This window comes from Cupriavidus phytohabitans, from assembly GCF_017815025.1.
Taxonomy (GTDB): domain Bacteria; phylum Pseudomonadota; class Gammaproteobacteria; order Burkholderiales; family Burkholderiaceae; genus Cupriavidus.
On the sequence record NZ_JAGIQB010000018.1, the window covers coordinates 93665 to 113501 of the forward strand.

A 19837-nucleotide genomic window follows, 5' to 3' on the forward strand; every position below is an offset into this window, starting at 1 on the left:
CCGTTCTTCGTGGTACCTACCTGCCGTACCGCGCCGAACGATAACTTGCTATGCGAACGCTGCGAGCGGGTGATGCGCCAGACTCCTCACACACCTGCCATCCCATTCGGGAGGCAACCTTTCCAAAACCTGCTGCGCTGTCTTTGCGTCAGGAAAACGCGCAAACACGCAGGCTCCGGAACCGGTCATCCTGGCATGCTGATTGTATTGCTTCAGCCATTCCAGGGCTCGGGCAACTTCGCCGAACTTCGCTGTTGCTATCGGTTCCAGGTCGTTGCGACCGAAATCGAATTTGTTTGTGCGAGCAGCGAAGACCGCAATTATGGAGACGGGCGTATCCCTTGTCAAGCGCTGGTCCGAAAAAATTTCAGACGTCGGCACATGTTGTTTCGGATGGATGACCACGAACCAGCTTTCGGGCAACTCCACCGGGGTCAGTTGCTCGCCCACGCCCTCGGCGAACGCGTTCCGGCCGAACACGAACACCGGCACGTCCGCACCCAGCTCGAGGCCGATGCGCATCAGTTCCGCGCGCGACAGGCCCAGGCCCCAGAGGTGGTTCAGCGCCAGCAGCGTGGTCGCGGCATCCGACGAGCCGCCGCCGATGCCGCCGCCCATCGGCAGCACCTTGTCGATCTCGATGTCGGCGCCGAAGGGGGTGCCCGTGGCCGCCTGCAACGCGCGCGCGGCGCGCACGACGAGGTCGCTGTCGGCGGGCACGCCGGGCACGTCCGTGACGCGCGCCACGATGCCATCGTCGCGCCGGCGGAAATGCAGCGTGTCGAACCAGTCGACCAGCTGGAACACGGTCTGCAGCGTGTGGTAGCCGTCGGCGCGGCGCCCGGTCACGTGCAGGAACAGGTTGAGCTTCGCGGGCGCGGGGCAGTCGCGCAGTTCGGGCGGCGGCAGTGCCGGGGTCCGGTCAGGGGTCATGGCGTCTCGGTATCGATGACCAGCCGCACCGACAGCGGATTGCCGCCGGAGTCGCGCGCGAGGTCGATGCGGCGCGGCTGCGCCGCGGCGGCGGTTGCGGCCTGCGTGTCCTGCCATGCGACGTAGCGCACGGTCCAGCCGTTCTGCGCCAGTGTCGACAGGCGCCCCTGGTCGTCGCGCGTAGTGCGCGCAGGCGATCCCTGCGCGGCGCGGCCATGCAGCCAGTCACGCATGCCGGCCACCGGCAGTGCGAAGCCGAGCGCTTCTTCCATCAGCGTGTCGACCTCAGGCGCATTGCGCGGCGGCTGGTTGGGCAGGTCCAGCGTGGCGCCGGACGGCGTGGCAGTGACCACCGCCAGCGTCTGGCCAAGCGGCGAGACCAGGTCGAGCCGCACGTTGCGGCCTTGCTCTTCCCAGCGGAAGCTGCCGGTCACGCCTTCGTCGCGGCCGTAGCGCTGGTAGTTGGCCGAAAAGCGGCCGGTGTATTGCCGGCTTGCGCTGGATTCACCGGCATCGAAGCCGCGCGACGGTGCCACGCTGGCGCACGCCTGCAGCAGCAATGGGGCGCCCAGGCAAAGCAGTGCCAGGCGTCTGGTTCGATTCATGGACATGGTCGTGGAGCGGCGGCGCGCGGCCGCGGCCGCCGGACTGACGGAAATCCCGTGCCGCGCCTGGACAACGCAAGTCAAGCGGGGCTACGGGGCTACGGGGTTACGGGGTTACTTGGCCAGCTGCACCTCGAACTTGTACCTGCGCAGCGTATCGACCAGGGTTTCGTTCTCGGGATCGATGCGCATCGCCTCGGTCCACGTCTTGCGCGCTTCCTCGTGCTCGCCGAGCTGCCACAGCACCTCGCCCAGGTGCGCGCCGATCTCCGCTTCAGGCGCCTTGGCGTAGGCGTTGCGCAGCAGGTCCGCAGCGGGGCGCAGCTCGCCCATGCGGAATTTGACCCAGGCCAGGCTGTCCATGATGTAGGGATCGTCCGGGCCCAGTTCGGTTGCGCGTTCAAGCAGCATGCGCGCTTCCGGCAGCCGCTCGTTGCGATCGGCGAGCGAGTAGCCAAGCGCGTTGTAGCCCTGCTTCTGCTGCGGCTGCAGCGCGATCACGCGGCGCAGGCCTTTTTCCATGCTGTCGTAGCGCTTCTGGCGCTCGTCGAGCATGGCCAGCTCGTAGATCCAGTCGGCGTTGTCGGGCTCGGCGGCGATGCGGTCGTCGAGTACCTTGCGCGCTCGGTCGTAGGCCCTGGTCTCCATCAGCGTGGCCACCTCGGCCTGGCGGATCGCCATGACGCGCTGCGCGCGCTGGCCCGGGTCGGGGATTTCCTCGGCATCGGCAAGCATCTCGCCGAACAGGGCCTGCGCATCGTCCAGCTTGCCCAGGCGTGCCAGCAGTTGCGCGCGCTTGGCGGTGGCCGCGGGCGCCAGGCGGATGTCCTCGATGCGGTCCAGCCACCGGATCGCCCCGGCGTAGTCCTTACGTTCCTCGGCAATCTGCGCCAGGTACTGGTAGGCGATGTCTGGATTTGCCGTGGGTTGCTTCTCGACCAGCTGCAGGTACTCCTGCAGGTATTGCTCGGCTTCGCTGTAGTTCTTGGCCTGCAGGCTGGTCAGTCCGAGCGCCAGTGGCACGCGCGGATCGGCGGGCGCCACCTTGCGCAAGGTCTCGAACTCTTGCCGGGCCGCCTGCATGTCATTGCGCAGCAGGTACAGGCGTGCCAGCGTGATATGGCCGTTGACCGATTCGGGCGACTTGTCGAGGAAGCGCTTGAGGATGGCGACGGCTTCGTCGGGCTCCTTTTCGGCGCGCAGCTCGGCAGCCATCAGCGCGGCAGGCTCATAGCCCGGGCGCAGCTTCAGCGCCTGGTCGAGCGCGGTGATCGCGCCCGGCACGTCGTCGGCGATTTCGCGCGCGCGCGCCAGCGCCAGGTAGGTTTCCGGCAGCTTGGTATCGTTGCGCGTCAGTTCCTGCAGCAGCGAGGCTGCGCCGGCGGGATCGCTGGTGCGCGACAGTTGCTGCTGCATCTGCAGGATGGCGTCGCCGCGCTGGCTGGCGGGTACGGCGGCCAGCTGCTGCTGCAGCAGCGGGCGGGCATCGTCCCAACGTCCGTTCAGCACCAGCAGTGTCGACAGGACCTGCGCGGCCGCGGGCGAATTGGGCGAGATTTCGCGCCACAGCCGCGCCGCGTCCAGCGCCTGCTGCGGGATGCGCGCGTTAAAGGCGATCTCGGTGGCGCGCTGCGCGAAGCGGGGGTCGCGCGTCTGCCGCGCCAGTTCCAGGTAGGTGCGGTAGGCCGGCCCGACCAGGCCGCGCTGCATGGAAATCTCGGCCGCCAGCACCATATAGACGATGTCGTCGGTCAGCTCCAGCGACGGCAGCTGGCTGCGTGCCGACTTGCCGGTGCTGGCGGCGGGGCGCGCGTCGTCGGAGGCTGCGATCTGCATCGGCGCAAGCTGCGGCAGCGGCACGTCGCCGGCCGGAGGTGCCGCATGCGCGGCGCCAGCCAAGGCGAGCAGTGCCGCGGCGCCCAGCGCACGTGCGTGGCGGCGGGTTCTGGCAAAGGCTCCCGCGACGCCTGCCGTGCGCGTAAATGCGCCCTCGTGCACGGGGATGCCGCACATGGAGGCTTGCAATGTGGCGTCCGGCATCAGGTCCGGCGTCAGGTCCAACTTCAGGTCCGACATGTATCTAGTGCTCCGGCGCGCGCTGGCGAAGGAATGGATAAAGGCATTGTAGCCTGCCGCTACAATGCGCTGCTTGGCGCGCTGGCCTGTGGCCAGCAAGGCCGGCAGGAGTTTGGAGCGGTAACCAACGGAGAGGTTCGATTGCCTGAATTGCCCGAGGTCGAAGTGACCCGGCGCGGCTTGCTGCCGCACGTGGTGGGGCGGCGCATTGAAGCGGTGACGGTGCGCCACCGCGGGCTGCGCTGGCCGGTCGAGCCGGGCCTCGAAACCCGCCTGGCGCAGCGTGTGGTGCGCCGGATCGAACGCCGCGGCAAGTACCTGCTGCTCGAATGTGTCAGCGACAATGCCGCCGAACCGGCCGGCTGGCTGCTGGTGCATCTCGGCATGACCGGCACGCTGAGAGTGTTGCCGCAGGCGCCGCCGCCAGGCGCCCACGACCACCTCGACATGGTGCTGGCCGCTGGTGCCGAGGGCGCCGAGGGTCCGGTGGTGCTGCGCTTCCGTGATCCGCGCCGCTTCGGCGCGGTATTGTGGACCACGCTTCCCGAGCACGAACTGCCATCCCACCCGCTGCTGCGCACGCTTGGCATCGAGCCCTTCGATGCTGCCTTCGACGGAGCCTGGCTGCACCGCCACACGCGCGGCCGCAGTGCTGCCATCAAGACGGTCCTGCTGGCCGGCGGCATCGTGGTCGGGGTCGGCAATATTTACGCGTCGGAAAGCCTGTTCCGCGCCGGCATCCGGCCGACCACGCCGGCCGGCCGCCTCAGCCGCGCGCGTTGCGACCGGCTGGCACAGGCGGTGCGCGAGACCCTGGCGCAGGCGATCGAGCGCGGCGGCAGCACGCTGCGCGATTTCGTCGGCAGCGACGGCGCCAGCGGCTACTTCCAGCTCGATTGTTTTGTCTACGACCGGGCCGGCCAGCCTTGCCGCGTCTGCGCCACGCCGGTGCGGCAGATCGTGCAAGGCCAGCGCTCCACCTTCTACTGCCCCAACTGCCAGCACTGAGCGGCGACCGCCATTGAGATGCGCGGTGTGGCGCACAATGCGCGCCGGCGGCGGCAGTCGATGGCTTGGCGCAACACTCTGCTTGCATGCCCTCCGCAAGGGACGCGAATTCCACAAAACCGCCGTGGAAACCTGTATCGTGTGCGCAGTCATAAAAAGTTACAAAAATGGAACAGATTGGCTCGCCCGATGACCGCAGCGGGCCGGCAGTGCGGGAACACGGGCACGCCTCCGCCGGCGGCGGCCCCGATGCAAAAACCGAGTCAGCCGAACAGCTCATGACAACGCTCGCCCACCAATTCGAACAATACGGCGCATGGAGAACGGGGGTCCTCCAGTCCCTGGCGGAATTCCAGTCGTGGCTGCAGCAGCACGACCTGTACGACGCGCAGGCCGACGACCGCGTGCAGCGCATCCAGAACGTGCTGCGCAGCGACCGGCTCAAGGTCGCCTTCATTGCGGAGTTCTCGCGCGGCAAGAGCGAGCTGATCAATGCGATCTTCTTTGCCGACTACGGGCGCCGCATCCTGCCGTCGTCGGCGGGCCGCACCACGATGTGCCCGACCGAGCTGCGCTACGACGAGGCCGAGCCCCCATGCATCCGGTTGCTGCCGATCGAAACCCGGCTTCAGGACGCCTCGACCGCGGATTTTCTCGAGGCCGGCCCCTCGGCACACTGGCATACGGTGCCGCTGGACCCGTCCTCGCCCGAGGGCATGCTCGAAGCCTTCCAGCACGTGGTCCAGACCGTGCGCGTGCCGCCCCAGCAAGCCGAGGCGCTGGGCCTCTACCATGAGAGCGACCCCGATGCCGCTTATGCGGTCGATGCCGAGGGCATGGTCGAGATCTCGCGCTGGCGCCATGCGGTGATCAATTTCCCGCACCCGCTGCTGCGCCAGGGGCTGGTCATCCTCGACACGCCGGGGCTGAACGCGATCGGCACCGAGCCCGAACTGACGCTGCGCCTGATCCCCGACGCGCACGTGGTGGTGTTCGTGCTGGCTGCCGATGCCGGCGTGACCAAGAGCGACCTTGAGCTGTGGCGCACCCACGTGGACGCCGGCCATCGGCGCGGCTGCCTGGCCGTGCTCAACAAGATCGACGGGCTGTGGGACCCGCTGCGCCAGCCGTCCGAGATCGCGGGCGAGATCGGGCGGCAGGTCTCAAGCACGGCGCAGGTGCTGGGCATCGAGCAGGCGCGTGTCTATCCGGTGTCGGCGCAGAAGGGCCTGGTGGCCAAGGTCACGCACGACGACGCGCTGCTGGGGCGCAGCGGCTTGCCGGAGTTCGAGCACGTGCTCTCCGACCAGCTGATCCCGCGGCGGCGCGACATCGTCTCGGACCAGGTCCACCGCCAGGCGCAGGACATGGCGCGGGCCGCGCAGCAGCTGCTGCAGAGCCGCCGCCGCGATATCGTCGAGCAACTGTTCGAGCTGCGCGGGCTGCGTGGCAAGAACCACGCGATGGTCAAGCACATGCTGATGCGCGTGCAGGCCGAGAAGGAAGAGTTCGAGCAGAGCATCAGCAAGTTCCAGGCGCTGCGGCTGGTGTTCGGCCGCCACAGCGCCGACATCATCAAGAGCCTGCAGCTGCGCGACGTGCGCCGGACCATGCGGGCCGCGCGCGAGCAGATGAAGGAACGCTTCTTTTCCCGCGGCCTGCGCGAGGACATGGATGCGCTGTTCGCCCAGCTGACCGCGCTGGTGGCCGATGCCGACAACAAGATCGGCCAGCTGCACCAGCTGATCGAAAGCATGTACCGGCGCTTCAATGCCGAGCACGGCTTCACGCTGCCCGCGCCGATGCAGTTCACCGCCGAGCGCTATGTGGCCGAACTGCAGGAGACGCTGCGGCTGGTGCATGCGCACTTCGGCACGGTCAGCATGCTGACGCGCTCGCGGCCGCAGCTGGTGCAGAACGCATTCAGCACCATGGCCAGCCGCGTCCTGGAGAACTTCCGCGACCTGAACCGCGATATCGAGGTGTGGCTCAAGTCGGTGATGACGCCGCTGGAAGCGCAGGTGCGCGAGCACCAGAAGCAGCTGCGCCGGCGCGTCGATTCGATCGAGCGCATCCATGAAGCGACCGATACGCTGGAAAGCCGTATTGCACAGCTCGAGGAAGTGCTGAACGGGCTGGATGAGCGCAGCGGGAAGATCGAGGGGTTTGCGCAGCGGTTGCTGCGTCCGGCGACCGGGGCGGAGCAAGCGAGCCTGGCGGTGGCGTGAGGGGAAGCGTTTTTACGGGCCGGTATATCATGTAGCGCCGCGCATAGCGGCGCTTTTTTTGCTGGCAACGTTCGCACGCTGCTGGTTTGCTCCCCTCTCCCGCAAGCGGGAGAGTGAGCACTCCAAGCGGTGACGAAACGTCCGTAGCCACCACCAGTCCCCACACCACAAGCCGTACCCCATGCCCCGCAAGTCTGCCTCCCGCGCCACCGCAGCCATCCCCGCCGACATCCACGTGCCCCCCGATTTCGGCGCACGGGTCGTCAACTGGCAGCGCGTCCATGGCCGGCACGACCTGCCTTGGCAGAACACGCGCGATGCCTACCGCATCTGGCTGTCGGAAATCATGCTGCAGCAGACCCAGGTCAGCGCGGTGATCGAGTATTTCCAGCGCTTTGTCGCCACATTGCCGACGGTGCAGGCACTGGCCGCCGCGCCCGCGGACCAGGTGATGGCGCTTTGGGCCGGCCTCGGCTACTACTCGCGCGCGCGCAACCTGCATCGCTGCGCCATGCAGGTGGTCAGCGAGCACGGCGGCGTTTTCCCGACCGATCCCACGGTATTGGCGACGCTGCCCGGCATCGGCCGTTCGACCGCGGCGGCGATCGCCGCCTTCAGCGCCGGCGTGCGCTCGCCGATTCTCGACGGCAACGTCAAGCGTGTGTTTGCGCGCTGCTTCGGCATCCATGGCCATCCGGGCGAGCGCGCGGTGGAAACGCGCATGTGGCAGCTGGCCGGGATCGCGCTGCCCGCAGCGGGCCCGCGCCAGGCCGAAGACATGGTCGCCTATACGCAAGGGCTGATGGATCTCGGCGCGACGGTCTGCTCGCGCGGCAAGCCGGCGTGCCTGGCCGATGCCGGCGCGTGCCCGCTGTCCGCAGACTGCGTGGCACGCCGCGACGGGCTGACCGGCGTGCTGCCCACACCCAAGCCGCGCGCTGCGATCCCCGAGCGCAGCACGGTAATGCTGATGGTGCGGCGCGAGCGTGAAGTGTTACTGCGGCTGCGCCCCGGCAGCGGCATCTGGGGCGGCTTGTGGAGCCTGCCGGAGATGCCGGTCGAAACCTTGCCCTTCGATGCGGAAGCGGCCGAAGCCGCCGCGTTCGACTACGCCCGCGCCTACGGAGCACCCGTGCGCGCCGCGATAGCGGGCGAACTGACCCATGTTTTCACGCACTTCCGCCTGTTGATCCGCGCGATTCGCGTCGATGTGGGCGCAGGCGACCCGATGGTGCAGGACCGCGCCACCGAAGCCACACAACGCTGGCTTTCGCTCGACGATCTCGATGCGCTGGGCACGCCCGCGCCGGTGCGCAGGCTGCTGGAGGACCAGGCCCGCGGCGGCCTGTTCTGAAGGCGGCCCTGGCGCCGCTCAGACGATGTGGTTCTGCCGCATGTAGCGGTGCACGATCTCGATGCGCATGCCCGCATCGGGCAGCGCCATCAGCATCTGCTTGGCTTTCAGCGGCACCGGCAGCAGTTCGCACAGCCGGTTGGCGACCCAGCTGGGATCGTCCCACAGATAAGGCTCGTCGAACGGCATCCGGTCGGGCTGCTCCGCATGCAGCCGCGTCACGATCCGGCGCAGCGCGTCCAGGCATTCGCCCAGCAATTCGAGCTTGCAGTCGATGATATCGGCGGGCAGTACTTTGGCACGCGCCACCAGCAGGCCGTCGTCGCGGGTCTCGTGGCTGATGATCTGGAAGCGCTCGCGCCCGCGCGCACGGATCAGCAGCACGCCGAGCTGCTCCATGTTGCAGTCGACGATTTCGGCCAGGCAGCCGACCGTTTCCGGCACGGTGGCCTTGCCGGGCCGCGCCACTTCGTCGCCGCTCTCGATCAGGCAGGCGCCGAACGGCGTGCCGTCGCGCAGGCAATTGCGCACCATGTCGACATAGCGCGCCTCGAATACGCGCAACGGCAGCCGGCCACCGGGAAAGAGCACGGTGTGCAGCGGGAATAGTGGGAGGTTGTCTAGCGTCTGCGGCTCGGGGTCGGACCCGGCGGACGTGGTGGGGCGGTAAAGGTCGGTGGAAGACATGCGGTGCCAGCGTGCATAAGGGATGCAGTGGGATGCCAGAATGCAGCAACGGCGCGCCGCCGGACCATACGCCGCGCCGCCGATGCCCGCAGGCATGCACGCTTGGCGTCAGCCCGCCGGCGCGAGCTCTCGGTGTCTCACCAGCACATTACCATGCGCGCGGAAATAGTTGGCAAGCCTTTCAGCAATATAGACCGAGCGATGCTGGCCGCCGGTACAGCCGATGGCGACCGTCAGGTAGCTGCGGTTGTCGGCGATGAAACTCGGCAGCCACTTTTCCACATAGGCGCGGATATCCTCGGCCATCGCCAGCACCATCGGCTGCGCCTGCAGGAAATCGATCACCGGCGTGTCGCGCCCGGTCAGCGGGCGCAGGGCCACGTCGTAATAGGGATTGGGCAGCGAGCGCACGTCGAACACCATGTCGGCGTCGCTGGGCACGCCATGCTTGAAGCCGAAGGACTCGAACAGCAGCGTGAGGCGCTCGCTGTCGTTGCGGATCAGCTCCTTGATCCAGCTGCGCAGCGTATTGGTGCGCACATTGCTGGTATCGATGCGGTGCGCGGCCTCGGCCAGCGGGCTCAGCAGCTCGCGCTCCATTTCGATCGCTTCCATGAGCGCGGTGTCGTTGAAGGCGGGCTCGCCGCCGGGGCTCACCACGCCCCCGTCGGTGCGGATCGACAGCGGATGGCGCCTGCGCGTCTCGGAGTAGCGCTGCACCAGAGCGTCCGTGCTGGCCGTCAGGAACAGCACCTCGACCTGGTGCTCGCCGGCGAGCGTACGCACGGTATCGGGCAACTGGTCGAGCGACTCGCGGCTGCGGATGTCGGTGGCAACGCCCAGGTGCGTATAGCCCTGGCTGGACAGGTAGCGGACCAGTTCCGGGATGAACTGCGCCGGCAGGTTGTCCACGCAGTAGTACCCCGCATCTTCGAGGACATTCAATGCGACGGACTTGCCGGAACCGGAAATGCCGGTGATAAGGATGATGCGCATAGCAACTGAAGCATAGCATCACGTGATGGCCGCGTCATGACAGCGGGATGACCGCGGGCCCGGAAACAACGATGGCGAACCTCGCGGTTCGCCATCGTTGCTTGCTCGGAAGAGGGCCTGCCTCAGGCCGACTTCGACAGGCACTCCTTCATGTACGCCTTGTATTCGTCGCCCTTCTTGCCCTTGCCTTCCTTGCTGCAGGCCGCCATTTTTTCCTGCTGGGTCTTGGGCACCGCGTCCGGCTTGGCCGACAGGCACTGCTTCATGAATGCCTTGCGCTCGTCGCCCTTCTTGTCGCCGGCCTGCGCATTGCAGGTCTTCATCTTTTCCTGCTGCGCGGTGGGCGCCTTGGCGGCGTCCTTTGCCGGGGCCGCCGGTGCCGACGCCGACTGGGCGAAGGCCACGGATGCCAGCAGCGGGGTGACCAGCGCGCACATCGCGATCAGTTTCTTCATGCTTGCTCTCCTTGGTGTGGAAAACATCACGGCCGCACGGTGTCAGGGGCTGGCGGCGGCCTTGTAATGGGCTCGATGCCCATTACAGCACAAAACGGCACTATGGATGTCGGCGTTGACGGCGGGGGAGGCCGCCGTTGTAAGCAATTGAAAACGCGTGTCCGGCCCCGGTCAGAGCAGGCGGCCCTGGCCGCGCGAGACCGCATCGGCCTGCATCGCGGCGCGCTGGCGGTCCATGAAGTCGCGCAGCGTGTCGATGCCGCGCAGGCGCAGGATGGTGTTGCGCACGGCGGCCTCGACCAGCACGGCGAGGTTGCGGCCGGCCGCCACCTGGATCTTGACCATGTGGATCGGCAAGCCCAGCACGTCGAGGTATTGCGAATCGAGCGGCAGGCGCTCGAACTCGCCGTCGTTGCGGCGCACCAGCTGCACCACCAGCTTGATCTTCATCTTCCGGCGTACCGCGGTCTCGCCGAAGATGGTCTTGATGTCGAGCAGGCCCAGGCCGCGCACTTCTAGCAGGTTCTGCAGCAACGGCGGGCAGCGGCCCTCGATAAAGTCCGGCCCCAGGCGTACGAAGTCAACCGCATCGTCAGCCACCAGCCCGTGCCCGCGCGAGATCAGTTCCAGGCCCAGTTCGCTCTTGCCCAGCCCCGATTCACCCATGATCAGCACGCCCATGCCGAGGATGTCGAGGAACACCCCGTGCATGGTCACGCGCGGCGCTGAGATGCGCGACAGGTACAGGCGCAGGTGGTCGATCACCGCTGCCGACGACACCGGCGTGGTGAACAGCGGCGTGGAAGAGCGTGTGCAGCGCAGCTCCAGGTCCGGCGGCGGCTCCATGCCGTCGGCCACCACCAGGAAAGGCGGTTCCAGCAAGATCAGCTCGCCCATCTGGCGCTTGCGGATATCGTCGTCCAGCCGCTGGTAGTAGGTGATCTCAGGCTTGCCAAGCACCTGGATGCGGTTGGGGTGGATCAGGTTCAGGTGGCCCACCAAGTCTGCGGCGGAGGTGGCTTCGCGGGCGAATTCCACGTCGAAGGCGCGGTCCGCACCTTCCAGACCGGCCACCCAAGAGAGTTTGAGGTCGGCTGCGTTGTCGTCGAAGATGGACTGGGAGGTGACGCCGGTGAGTTCCATGCGGGTATGACGTGTGGGGCGGTGTGCCAGGCGCTGCGCCTGTCCGGTCTGTGCCGGCCCGTTCAGGTCAATCGGTGAATCAGGGATGCCATTCGGTCAGCAGCTGGTGCACGGCTTCGGAAGTGGGCAAGGTCGCCAGCCCTTCGCGCATGTCGCGATCGGACAGCAACTGCGCGATCTCGGACAGGATTTCCAGGTGCTGCTGCGTGGCCTGTTCCGGCACCAGCAGGAAAATCAGCAGCGACACCGGCTTGCCGTCGGGCGATTCGAACGGGATCGGCTCGGCCAGGCGCATGAAGGCGGCCAGCGGCTGCTTCAGGCCCTTGATCCGGCCGTGCGGGATCGCCACGCCTGCGCCAAGGCCGGTGGAGCCCAGCGACTCGCGCGCGAACAGGTTGTCGGTCACAGTAGCGCGCGCCACGCCATGGTTGTTCTCGAAGAGGAGCCCGGCCTGCTCGAACACACGCTTCTTGCTTGTGACGCTGACGTCGAGGGTAATGTTGCCGGGTGGCAGCAATTTGGCCAAACGATTCATGGGCGATGCGCAGGATTTCAGTTAGCGGGCGGATCCGCCGTTCCGCCGGGCAGTATGGCTCAGAGGCTGCCGGTCGCCGGCAACGCCGAGGCGTCCGGCCATTATAGAGCAGCGGCCTCCCCGTGATTGTGCAGCGCAGCGCCGCGCGGTGGGCGTCCGCACCGTAAGCGGGCGCGGGCAGGATGCGGCTCTGCATGTATGGCGCAGCATACACCCTGCCGCGGCCGTTGCGAACACTCCGTCTCAAACGGGTGACACGCCTTTGCGCAGGCGCCACAGCGCACAGCGCCGCAGGCGCAAAAAAGCCGCGCTATGCGCGGCTTGCCTGTTCAGTCTTGATTCAGCAGCCCTCTGCAGGGCCCCCGGGCACGCTCATTGCTGCATCTGCGCTGCGGCCATCTGGTACTTGACCGCTTCGCGGTCGTGGCCTTGCACGCGGTCCTTGTAGCGCAGTACCTGACGGTCCAGCTTGTCGACTAGTGCGTCGATCGCTGCATACAGGTCTTCATGATGCGCTTCAACGAAGATGTCCTTGCCCCTGAGATGTAGATTGATTTCCGCATATTGCCGCCTGTCCTTTTCCTTGTGATTGTCGACAGAGAGCAGCACGCTAACGCCAATGACCTGATCGAAATGCCTGACGATTCGCTCCAGCTTCGTTTCCACGTACTCACGCAACGGCGGCGTGATGTCAAGGTGGTGTCCACTGATCTTGAAGTTCATAGCGCTTCTCCTTCTGAAAGAGCCTCACCAGGCAGGCGGTGGGCTCGGCTACAAAGACTTGCGGAGATTCACTGCGGGGATCTTCAGGGCTTCGCGATATTTGGCAACGGTGCGGCGTGCGACAACGAAGCCTTGCTCACCCAGCAGTTCGGCGATGCGACTGTCGGAAAGGGGATTCCTCGGGTCTTCGGCTCCTATCAGTTGCTTGATCAAGGCGCGGATGGCCGTTGATGAAGCCGCGCCACCGGTTTCGGTGGACACGTGGCTGCCGAAGAAGTACTTCAGTTCGAAAGTACCCATCGGCGTTGCCATGTATTTATTGGTCGTCACCCGGGAGATGGTTGACTCGTGTAATCCCAGTGTATCGGCAATCTCCCGCAAAACCAAGGGGCGCATGGCGATTTCGCCGTGCGTGAAAAAGTTCTTTTGACGCTCGACAATGGCCTGCGAGACACGCAGGATCGTGTCGAACCTTTGCTGGATATTCTTGATCAGCCAGCGCGCTTCCTGCAGTTTCTGCTGCAGGCCCGCGGTACCCGACTCGCCCTTCGCGCCGCGCAGGATCTGCGCGTACATGTCGTTGATGCGCAGCCTCGGCATCACATCGGGATTGAGCTGCGCGATCCAGCCGCTGCCGCTCTTGCGCACGAACACATCGGGCACGACGAAGTCGGCCTCGGGTCGGCTGTAAGCCTGGCCCGGATAGGGTGCCAGCGAGCGGATCAGCTCGTGCGCGGCCTTGAGTGCAGGCTCGTCTACCTGCAGGGCTTTTTTCAGGCGCGTGTAGTCGCGCACCGCCAGCAGCTCGAGGTGGTTGTGCACGATGTTCAGCGCCAGTTCGCGCTGCGGGTGCTGCAGCCGGCGCAATTGCAGGCCCAGGCACTCGGCTGCATTGCGCGCGCCCACGCCCGGCGGGTCGAAGCTTTGCAGCAGCGTCAGCATCGCCTGCACTTCGTCGATCTCGAATTCGAGCTCTTCCGGCAGTTCGGCGCAGATTTCTTCGAGTGTCGCGCTGAGGTAGCCGTCGTCGTCGAGCGATTCGATCAGGAAGATGGCCAGGCCCTTGTCGCGCACCGAGATCTTCAGCGGCGTGAGCTGTTCCATCAGGTATTCGCGCAGCGTGGGCTCGGCCTCGCGCAGCTGCATCGGCGTCTTCTCGTCTTCGTCGCCTTGCGGGCGGCGCGCGAAGTCGTCCAGGCTCCAGTCGCCGCCATAGTCTTCGCCACTGTTGCTGTCGCCGTAGCTGTCGTCGTCGCCCGCGCCATCGGTGCGCGCCTCGCCATTGCCTTGCGGCTCGGAAGGTGCCGGCGCCGGCGCGCTCTGAACATTGACCGAACCATCGGCGGCCACGCGCAGCGGGCTTTCGATCCAGTCGTTCTCGCGTTCGAGAAGGGGGTTTTCCGTGAGCGCCTGTTCGACTTCCTGCTGCAGTTCCAGCGTCGAAAGCTGCAACAGCCTGATCGACTGCTGCAGTTGCGGTGTCAGTGCCAGGTGCTGGGAGAGGCGGAGCTGTAGCGACGGTTTCATGCGACCTATTTTATGCGCATCTTTCCGTTGTTGGAACGGAAATTGCTATCAATGTCGCGGCTCGATCGACGCCGGCAGTGGGCTGGCCCACACCCAGATCATGGGGCCGAAAGCAGGGAGAATCAATGGCCTGCCGCTGTGGACAGGCCAGTACATCACATGCGGAAGTTCTCGCCGAGGTAGACGCGCCGCACCGATTCGTTGGCGATGATCTCTTCGGGCCGCCCGGCGGCCAGCACGGTGCCTTCGCTGATGATGTACGCGTGGTCGCAGATGCCAAGCGTTTCGCGCACGTTGTGGTCGGTGATCAGCACGCCGATGTTGCGCGCCTTCAGGAAGCTGACGATGCGCTGGATCTCGCCCACTGCGATCGGGTCCACGCCGGCGAACGGTTCATCCAGCAGGATGAAGCGCGGCGACGATGCCAGCGCGCGCGCGATTTCCACGCGGCGGCGTTCGCCGCCGGACAGCGACAGCGCCGGGTTGTTGCGCAAGTGAGCAATCTGCAGGTCGTCGAGCAGCGCGTCGAGCCTGCGCTCGATCTCGGCCTTGGCCAGCGGCTTGCCGTTTTCCACCTGCAGCTCCAGCACGGCGCGGATGTTTTCCTCGACGTTGAGCTTGCGGAAGACCGACGCTTCCTGCGGCAGGTAGGACAGGCCCATGCGCGCGCGCTCGTGGATCGGCAGGCTGCTGATGTGGTCGCCGTCGAGCACGATATCGCCCTCGTCCAGGTTCACCAGCCCCACGATCATGTAGAAGGAGGTGGTCTTGCCCGCGCCGTTGGGGCCGAGCAGGCCGACCACTTCGCCGCTCTTCACGTCCAGCGACACATCTTTGACCACGGTGCGCGAGCCGTAGTGCTTCTTCAGGTGGCGCACGACCAGCGTGCTGCCGCCTTCGAGGACGGCCGTGGCTTGGGCGGAAGGCTTTTCGGCGATGGTGGCGGTATCGGTCATTGGCACAGTCTGGCGTTCAGCGTTTCAGGCGAGGAAGCGGTCCCCGCCCGGCGTCAGGGTTTGTTGGCGGGCGCGGGCGCCGGCTTCAGGTCCAGCGGCGAGCCGCTGCCCGAACCCTGCGCATTCGGGTCCTGCCGAGGCGACAGCACCGCGCGCACGCGGCCCGACGGATTGGCGGCCGAGGTGTTGTCGCCGCCGCCGGCAGCCGTGTAGAACTCCTTGCGGCTGTCGTAGGTCAGCACCGCGCCGCGGATCTCGTCGAGCATCTTGGCGCCCTGCAGGCGCGCCATGCGCGCGTGGCCGATCAGCTTGGACAGCTCCTGCTTGCCGTCGTATTCGATGCGGTCGCCCCAGCCGTCGATGTACTCGTCGACGCCTTCGCGCTTCTGCCGGATATAGGCTTGCTTGCCCGGCTTGGACGTGGCCACCGCGAACTGGTAGCCCTCGGGATCGGTGCGCAGTTCGGCCGCATCCGATTTCAGGATCATGGTGCCCTTGGTCAGCACCACGTTGCCGGTCAGCGTATAGATCTGCTTGACGTCGTCGTAGCTGGCATTGTCGGCCTCCAGCACCATCGGCTTGTCGCGGTCCGCGCGCTCGGCCAGCGCGGGCTGGGCCAGCAGCAGGCCGAAGGCCATGGCCGTGGCGAGCAGGGCCGGGGCGGCGTGTCGACGGGACGAAGTCGTCAGGGAAGCAGTCATGTTGGCAGCAGTAGCTAGAGGGCGTGGTGGTGCGGATTATGCAGATGCGGGTCGTGCGGGTCGTGCGGGGCGGGCAGGGCGCGCTGCGGCATGGCCGTTGTCCGGGCGGGCGGCCGGGCGGCCGCGCCAGCCAGGTCAGGGCCCCGGCGTACGGCCCGGGGACGGCCCGGTGACGATGGTGCCGCGTACGTTGCCGAGCAATTGTACTTCGCGGGTGACGTTGTTGAAGATCAGCCCGTTCGCGGTCATCACCGACGGGCCGCGCATCAGCTTCACCGGCTTGTCGGTCTTGACGATGTCGTCGTTGACCAGCAACTGGAAATAGCTCGACGCGGCGCTCAGCTGCGGATCCTTGGACGGGTCGGCGCCCTGCTGGCGCAGCACATGGCCGTTGCCGTACAGGTCGATCACCGAGCCTTCCGCATTCATGCGGCCCAGGTCGGCGCGTGCCGTCACCGGCGGCCGGTCCGGTTCATAGGCGCGCAGCGCGGGGCGCGTGACCTCGTAGGTCTGGTCGTCCTCGAAGTGGACCATGCGCTCGCCGGTGAAGCGGATCTTGGTGCTGCCGTCCTGCGCCAGTTCCGTGGCCGAGAAGCGGTCCATGAAATAGTCCGGCTCGTGCTTCTTGGCCGCCTGCGTGTCCTGGCTTTCCTTGGGCGAGTTGATCTGCACCAGCCAGAAGGTGCTGCCGGCGACGATGGCCATCAGCAGCAGCGGCAGCAGCCGCATGACGATGCCGCTGAGGGAGGCGATGAGTGCCTGCATGGTGTGCTTGCCCGCGCCCCGTTCAGATGACCTTGGCGCGGGTCAGGTCGTGGATATGCAGCGCGCCGGCCAGGCGGTCGTCGTCGTCGACCACCAGCAACTGGTTGATGCGGTTGGCTTCCATGACCTGCACCGCCTCGACGGCGAGCTGGTTCTGGTTGACCACGTGCGGGTTGCGGTGCATGACCTCGCCGATGGGAACGGTCTTCCAGTCGCGCGGGGTTTCCAGCAGGCGGCGCAGGTCGCCGTCGGTGAAGACGCCGATGGCATGGCCGTCGGGATCGACCACCGCGGTCATGGCCATGCCCTTGCGCGTGATTTCCATCAGCGCCTGGGCCAGCGGGGTGTTCTCGCGGACACTGGGGACCGCATTGCCGGTGCGCATCACGTCGCGCACGTGGGTGAGCAGCTTGCGGCCGAGCGCGCCGCCCGGGTGCGAGCGGGCGAAGTCTTCCTCGCCGAAGCCGCGCGCGTCCAGCACCGCTACGGCCAGCGCGTCGCCCAGCGCCAGCGCGGCGGTGGTGCTTGCCGTTGGCGCCAGGTTCAGCGGGCAGGCTTCCTTTTCCACGCCCGCGTCCAGATGCGCGTCAGCCAGCTTGGCCAGGTTCGATTCAGGATTGCCGGTGACCGAGATCAGCCGCGCACCGATGCGCTTGACGATCGGGATGATCGACAGCAGCTCGCCGGTCTCGCCGGAATTGGAGAAGGCGATCAGCACGTCATCGCGTGTGACCATGCCCAGGTCGCCGTGGCTGGCCTCGGCCGGATGCACGAAGAACGCCGGGGTGCCGGTGGAGGCCAGCGTGGCCGCTACCTTGCGCCCGATATGGCCGGACTTGCCGATGCCGGAGACCACCACGCGCCCGTTGCATTGCAGGATCATCTGCACGGCGCGGGCAAAGTCATCGGTCAGTCGGCCCGAAAGTGCGGATACCGCATCGGCTTCGGTCTGGAGGGTATCGCGGGCGAGCCGGAGTGCTCGATCCGCATCGAAATTGGCTATCATGGCGTCGAAGTATACCAACGAATGCGCTGGCGTCCGGGGCTGCCTCCAAGCGCCCGGGCGCCTGCCGCATTCACCGCGCTTGCCACGTTTCCCGGCAGGGTGCCCGTGCCGGGTCGGACGCGCACCTGGCCGGTTACCCGACCATCCTGATGCACTCACCGCTGGAACTGACCCTGGTGCTGCTGGCCGCTGCCGTTTTCGGCGTGGTCGCTTTCCGCATGCTGCAGCTGCCGCCGATGCTTGGCTACCTGGCCGTTGGCATCCTGATCGGCCCGCATGCGCTGGGGCTGGCCAGCGACACCGCGCAGACCAAGTACCTGGCCGAGTTCGGCGTGGTGTTCCTGATGTTCTCGATCGGGCTGGAGTTCAGCCTGGGCAAGCTGCGGTCGATGAAGCGCCTGGTGTTCGGGCTGGGCGGCTCGCAGGTGGTGCTGTCGATGCTGGCGGTGGTGCCCGCCAGCTGGGCCTTCAACTGGCTGTTCCCGCTGACGTGGCAGGCCTCGGTGGCGCTGGGCGGGGCGCTGGCGATGTCGTCCACGGCGATCGTCTCCAAGATGCTGTCCGAGCGCATGGAACTGGAGAGCGAGCACGGCCGCAACATCATCAGCATCCTGCTGTTCCAGGATCTGGCGGTGGTGCCGCTGCTGATCCTGATCCCGGCACTGTCGCGCGACCCGGGCGACCTGGTGATGGCGCTGGGACTGGCCACGGTCAAGATCGTGGTGGCGCTGGGTGCGATCTTCTTCCTCGGCCAGCGCCTGATGAGCCGCTGGTTCCACATCGTGGCGGCGCGCCGTTCGCAGGAACTGTTCATGCTGAACCTGCTGCTGGTGACGCTGGGCATGGCGGCGCTGACCGAGCGGCTGGGCCTGTCGATGGCGCTGGGCGCGTTCATGGCCGGCATGCTGATTTCCGAGACGCCGTACCGGCACCAGGTGGAAGAAGACATCAAGCCGTTCCGCGACGTGCTGCTGGGGCTGTTCTTCGTCACCATCGGCATGCTGCTCAATATCCGCGTGGTGCTGGACCACCTGTGGCTGGTGCTGGCGCTGCTGGTGGGGCCGATCCTGTTCAAGCTGGTGCTGATCGCGGTGCTGGCGCGGGTATTCGGCTCGCGCCAGGGGGTGGCGATCCGCACCGGCCTGGGACTGGCGCAGGCCGGTGAATTCGGCTTCGTACTGCTGAACCAGATCGACGGCCTGAACCTGGTCGACCCGGTGCTGATCCAGGTGATCCTGGCCTCGATGCTGCTGTCGATGCTGGCCGCGCCGTTCCTGATCCAGTACAGCGATGCCATCGTGCTGCGCTTTGCCGCCAACGAATGGCTGATGCAGTCGCTGAACATGACCCGCATCGCCGCGCAGAGCCTGCAGACGGAAAAACACGCCATCATCTGCGGCTTCGGCCGCAGCGGCCAGAACCTGGCGCACATGCTGGAGCGCGAGGGCATCACTTATGTCGCGCTCGATCTGGACCCCGACCGCGTGCGCGAGGCCGCCGCCGCCGGCGACACCGTGGTCTACGGCGACGCCGGCCGGCGTGAGGCGCTGATCGCCGCCGGCATCCACCGCGCCGCGGCGCTGATCGTCACCTACGCCAACACGCCGTCAGCGCTCAAGGTGCTGCACCACGTGCAGGAGCTGGCGCCGGCGCTGCCGGTGATCGTGCGCACCGTCGACGATTCGGAGCTGGACGTCCTGCAAAAGGCCGGCGCCACCGAGGTCGTGCCCGAGATCATCGAGGGCAGCCTGATGCTGGCCTCGCACGCGCTGGTGCTGCTGGGCGTGCCGATGCGGCATGTGCTGCGCGGCGTGCAGGAGGCGCGCGACGCGCGCTACAGCCTGCTGCGCGGCTACTTCCACGGCCGCGACGACGATGAAGACATGGTCGAGCGCGATTCGGTGCGGCTGCATTCCGTGTCGCTGGGGCCGCAGTCGACCGCGGTGGGGCGGCGCCTGGGCATGCTTGGGCTGGAGCGGATCGGCGTGGAGGTGACCGCGGTGCGCCGGCGCGGCATCCGCGCCTTCGATCCGGAGCCCGAGACCGTGCTGGAACCGGGCGATATCGTCGTGCTGCGCGGCCAGCCGGAGGCGCTGGAAGCCGCCGAGATGCGGATCCTGAACGGCTGACTGCCTTGCC

Annotated in this window: 18 protein-coding genes; 4 read left to right on the forward strand and 14 right to left on the reverse strand. The window is 66.8% G+C overall.

From position 1 onward, the window contains the following. Positions 1–48: 48 nt before the first annotated feature. The 3 genes from ispE to J8I34_RS14855 all read right to left on the reverse strand — a co-directional run bounded on the left by ispE (position 49) and on the right by J8I34_RS14855 (position 3614). On the reverse strand, positions 49–933 hold the full coding sequence (gene ispE / locus J8I34_RS14845; protein WP_029046767.1) for a 4-(cytidine 5'-diphospho)-2-C-methyl-D-erythritol kinase: 885 nt from the start codon (positions 931–933) through the stop codon (positions 49–51). After that, on the reverse strand, positions 930–1538 hold the full coding sequence (gene lolB / locus J8I34_RS14850; protein WP_029046768.1) for a lipoprotein insertase outer membrane protein LolB: 609 nt from the start codon (positions 1536–1538) through the stop codon (positions 930–932). The genes ispE and lolB overlap by 4 nt, the downstream gene beginning before the upstream one ends. A gap of 114 nt (positions 1539–1652) precedes the next feature. Beyond that, the gene (locus J8I34_RS14855) at positions 1653–3614 is read right to left on the reverse strand and encodes a tetratricopeptide repeat protein (RefSeq protein ID WP_245175938.1); all 1962 of its coding nucleotides are present in this window, start codon (positions 3612–3614) and stop codon (positions 1653–1655) included. A gap of 141 nt (positions 3615–3755) precedes the next feature. On the opposite strand from J8I34_RS14855, the gene mutM reads away from it, so the two are divergent. The 3 genes from mutM to mutY all read left to right on the forward strand — a co-directional run bounded on the left by mutM (position 3756) and on the right by mutY (position 8204). After that, complete coding sequence (gene mutM, locus J8I34_RS14860; RefSeq protein ID WP_209806349.1) at positions 3756–4622, forward strand: bifunctional DNA-formamidopyrimidine glycosylase/DNA-(apurinic or apyrimidinic site) lyase; 867 nt, start codon at positions 3756–3758, stop codon at positions 4620–4622. Positions 4623–4900: 278 nt separating this feature from the next. Beyond that, the gene (locus J8I34_RS14865; RefSeq protein WP_029046771.1) at positions 4901–6850 is read left to right on the forward strand and encodes a dynamin family protein; all 1950 of its coding nucleotides are present in this window, start codon (positions 4901–4903) and stop codon (positions 6848–6850) included. A gap of 181 nt (positions 6851–7031) precedes the next feature. Then, entirely contained in the window at positions 7032–8204 is a 1173-nt protein-coding gene (mutY, locus tag J8I34_RS14870; RefSeq protein WP_209806344.1) for an A/G-specific adenine glycosylase, read from the forward strand. A gap of 18 nt (positions 8205–8222) precedes the next feature. On the opposite strand, the gene J8I34_RS14875 is transcribed toward mutY, so the two are convergent. From J8I34_RS14875 to J8I34_RS14925, 11 genes are all read right to left on the reverse strand, one after another. Then, entirely contained in the window at positions 8223–8891 is a 669-nt protein-coding gene (locus J8I34_RS14875) for an LON peptidase substrate-binding domain-containing protein (RefSeq protein WP_209767906.1), read from the reverse strand. A gap of 108 nt (positions 8892–8999) precedes the next feature. Further along, a complete protein-coding gene (gene rapZ, locus J8I34_RS14880; protein WP_029046774.1) occupies positions 9000–9887 on the reverse strand; it encodes an RNase adapter RapZ in 888 nt (295 codons plus the stop codon). Between the two features lie 122 nt (positions 9888–10009). After that, positions 10010–10342 carry a PsiF family protein gene (locus J8I34_RS14885; RefSeq protein ID WP_029046775.1) on the reverse strand — a complete coding sequence of 111 codons (333 nt, stop codon included), beginning with the start codon at positions 10340–10342 and terminating at the stop codon, positions 10010–10012. A 171-nt stretch (positions 10343–10513) separates the two neighbouring features. Continuing rightward, positions 10514–11485, reverse strand: coding sequence for an HPr(Ser) kinase/phosphatase (hprK, locus tag J8I34_RS14890; RefSeq protein WP_063236682.1), 972 nt, complete (start codon positions 11483–11485; stop codon positions 10514–10516). 79 nt (positions 11486–11564) lie between these two features. Next, complete coding sequence (gene ptsN, locus J8I34_RS14895) at positions 11565–12020, reverse strand: PTS IIA-like nitrogen regulatory protein PtsN (protein WP_029046777.1); 456 nt, start codon at positions 12018–12020, stop codon at positions 11565–11567. A gap of 372 nt (positions 12021–12392) precedes the next feature. Continuing rightward, positions 12393–12743 carry a ribosome hibernation-promoting factor, HPF/YfiA family gene (gene hpf / locus J8I34_RS14900; protein ID WP_029046778.1) on the reverse strand — a complete coding sequence of 117 codons (351 nt, stop codon included), beginning with the start codon at positions 12741–12743 and terminating at the stop codon, positions 12393–12395. A 48-nt stretch (positions 12744–12791) separates the two neighbouring features. Next, entirely contained in the window at positions 12792–14270 is a 1479-nt protein-coding gene (locus tag J8I34_RS14905) for an RNA polymerase factor sigma-54 (RefSeq protein ID WP_029046779.1), read from the reverse strand. Positions 14271–14425: 155 nt separating this feature from the next. Further along, the gene (gene lptB / locus J8I34_RS14910; protein WP_029046780.1) at positions 14426–15226 is read right to left on the reverse strand and encodes an LPS export ABC transporter ATP-binding protein; all 801 of its coding nucleotides are present in this window, start codon (positions 15224–15226) and stop codon (positions 14426–14428) included. A gap of 53 nt (positions 15227–15279) precedes the next feature. After that, positions 15280–15927, reverse strand: coding sequence for a lipopolysaccharide transport periplasmic protein LptA (gene lptA, locus J8I34_RS14915; RefSeq protein ID WP_029046781.1), 648 nt, complete (start codon positions 15925–15927; stop codon positions 15280–15282). Between the two features lie 135 nt (positions 15928–16062). Continuing rightward, on the reverse strand, positions 16063–16692 hold the full coding sequence (gene lptC, locus J8I34_RS14920) for an LPS export ABC transporter periplasmic protein LptC (protein ID WP_029046782.1): 630 nt from the start codon (positions 16690–16692) through the stop codon (positions 16063–16065). A gap of 22 nt (positions 16693–16714) precedes the next feature. Then, positions 16715–17698, reverse strand: coding sequence for a KpsF/GutQ family sugar-phosphate isomerase (locus J8I34_RS14925; protein WP_029046783.1), 984 nt, complete (start codon positions 17696–17698; stop codon positions 16715–16717). Between the two features lie 149 nt (positions 17699–17847). On the opposite strand from J8I34_RS14925, the gene J8I34_RS14930 reads away from it, so the two are divergent. Next, positions 17848–19827 (forward strand): monovalent cation:proton antiporter family protein, encoded by a 1980-nt coding sequence (locus J8I34_RS14930; protein WP_029046784.1) that lies wholly within the window; start codon positions 17848–17850, stop codon positions 19825–19827. Positions 19828–19837: the final 10 nt, after the last annotated feature.

Excerpts from the sequence above, each read along its gene's own strand:
- hprK (WP_063236682.1), bottom strand. The coding sequence starts at position 11,485 with ATGGAACTCACCGGCGTCACCTCCCAGTCCATCTTCGACGACAACGCA.
- mutY (WP_209806344.1), top strand. The coding sequence starts at position 7,032 with ATGCCCCGCAAGTCTGCCTCCCGCGCCACCGCAGCCATCCCCGCCGAC.
- J8I34_RS14930 (WP_029046784.1), top strand. The coding sequence starts at position 17,848 with ATGCACTCACCGCTGGAACTGACCCTGGTGCTGCTGGCCGCTGCCGTT.
- J8I34_RS14865 (WP_029046771.1), top strand. The coding sequence starts at position 4,901 with ATGACAACGCTCGCCCACCAATTCGAACAATACGGCGCATGGAGAACG.
- ptsN (WP_029046777.1), bottom strand. The coding sequence starts at position 12,020 with ATGAATCGTTTGGCCAAATTGCTGCCACCCGGCAACATTACCCTCGAC.
- lolB (WP_029046768.1), bottom strand. The coding sequence starts at position 1,538 with ATGAATCGAACCAGACGCCTGGCACTGCTTTGCCTGGGCGCCCCATTG.
- lptA (WP_029046781.1), bottom strand. The coding sequence starts at position 15,927 with ATGACTGCTTCCCTGACGACTTCGTCCCGTCGACACGCCGCCCCGGCC.
- J8I34_RS14885 (WP_029046775.1), bottom strand. The coding sequence starts at position 10,342 with ATGAAGAAACTGATCGCGATGTGCGCGCTGGTCACCCCGCTGCTGGCA.
- lptC (WP_029046782.1), bottom strand. The coding sequence starts at position 16,692 with ATGCAGGCACTCATCGCCTCCCTCAGCGGCATCGTCATGCGGCTGCTG.
- J8I34_RS14875 (WP_209767906.1), bottom strand. The coding sequence starts at position 8,891 with ATGTCTTCCACCGACCTTTACCGCCCCACCACGTCCGCCGGGTCCGAC.
- J8I34_RS14905 (WP_029046779.1), bottom strand. The coding sequence starts at position 14,270 with ATGAAACCGTCGCTACAGCTCCGCCTCTCCCAGCACCTGGCACTGACA.
- J8I34_RS14925 (WP_029046783.1), bottom strand. The coding sequence starts at position 17,698 with ATGATAGCCAATTTCGATGCGGATCGAGCACTCCGGCTCGCCCGCGAT.
- hpf (WP_029046778.1), bottom strand. The coding sequence starts at position 12,743 with ATGAACTTCAAGATCAGTGGACACCACCTTGACATCACGCCGCCGTTG.
- rapZ (WP_029046774.1), bottom strand. The coding sequence starts at position 9,887 with ATGCGCATCATCCTTATCACCGGCATTTCCGGTTCCGGCAAGTCCGTC.
- ispE (WP_029046767.1), bottom strand. The coding sequence starts at position 933 with ATGACCCCTGACCGGACCCCGGCACTGCCGCCGCCCGAACTGCGCGAC.
- lptB (WP_029046780.1), bottom strand. The coding sequence starts at position 15,226 with ATGACCGATACCGCCACCATCGCCGAAAAGCCTTCCGCCCAAGCCACG.
- J8I34_RS14855 (WP_245175938.1), bottom strand. The coding sequence starts at position 3,614 with ATGTCGGACCTGAAGTTGGACCTGACGCCGGACCTGATGCCGGACGCC.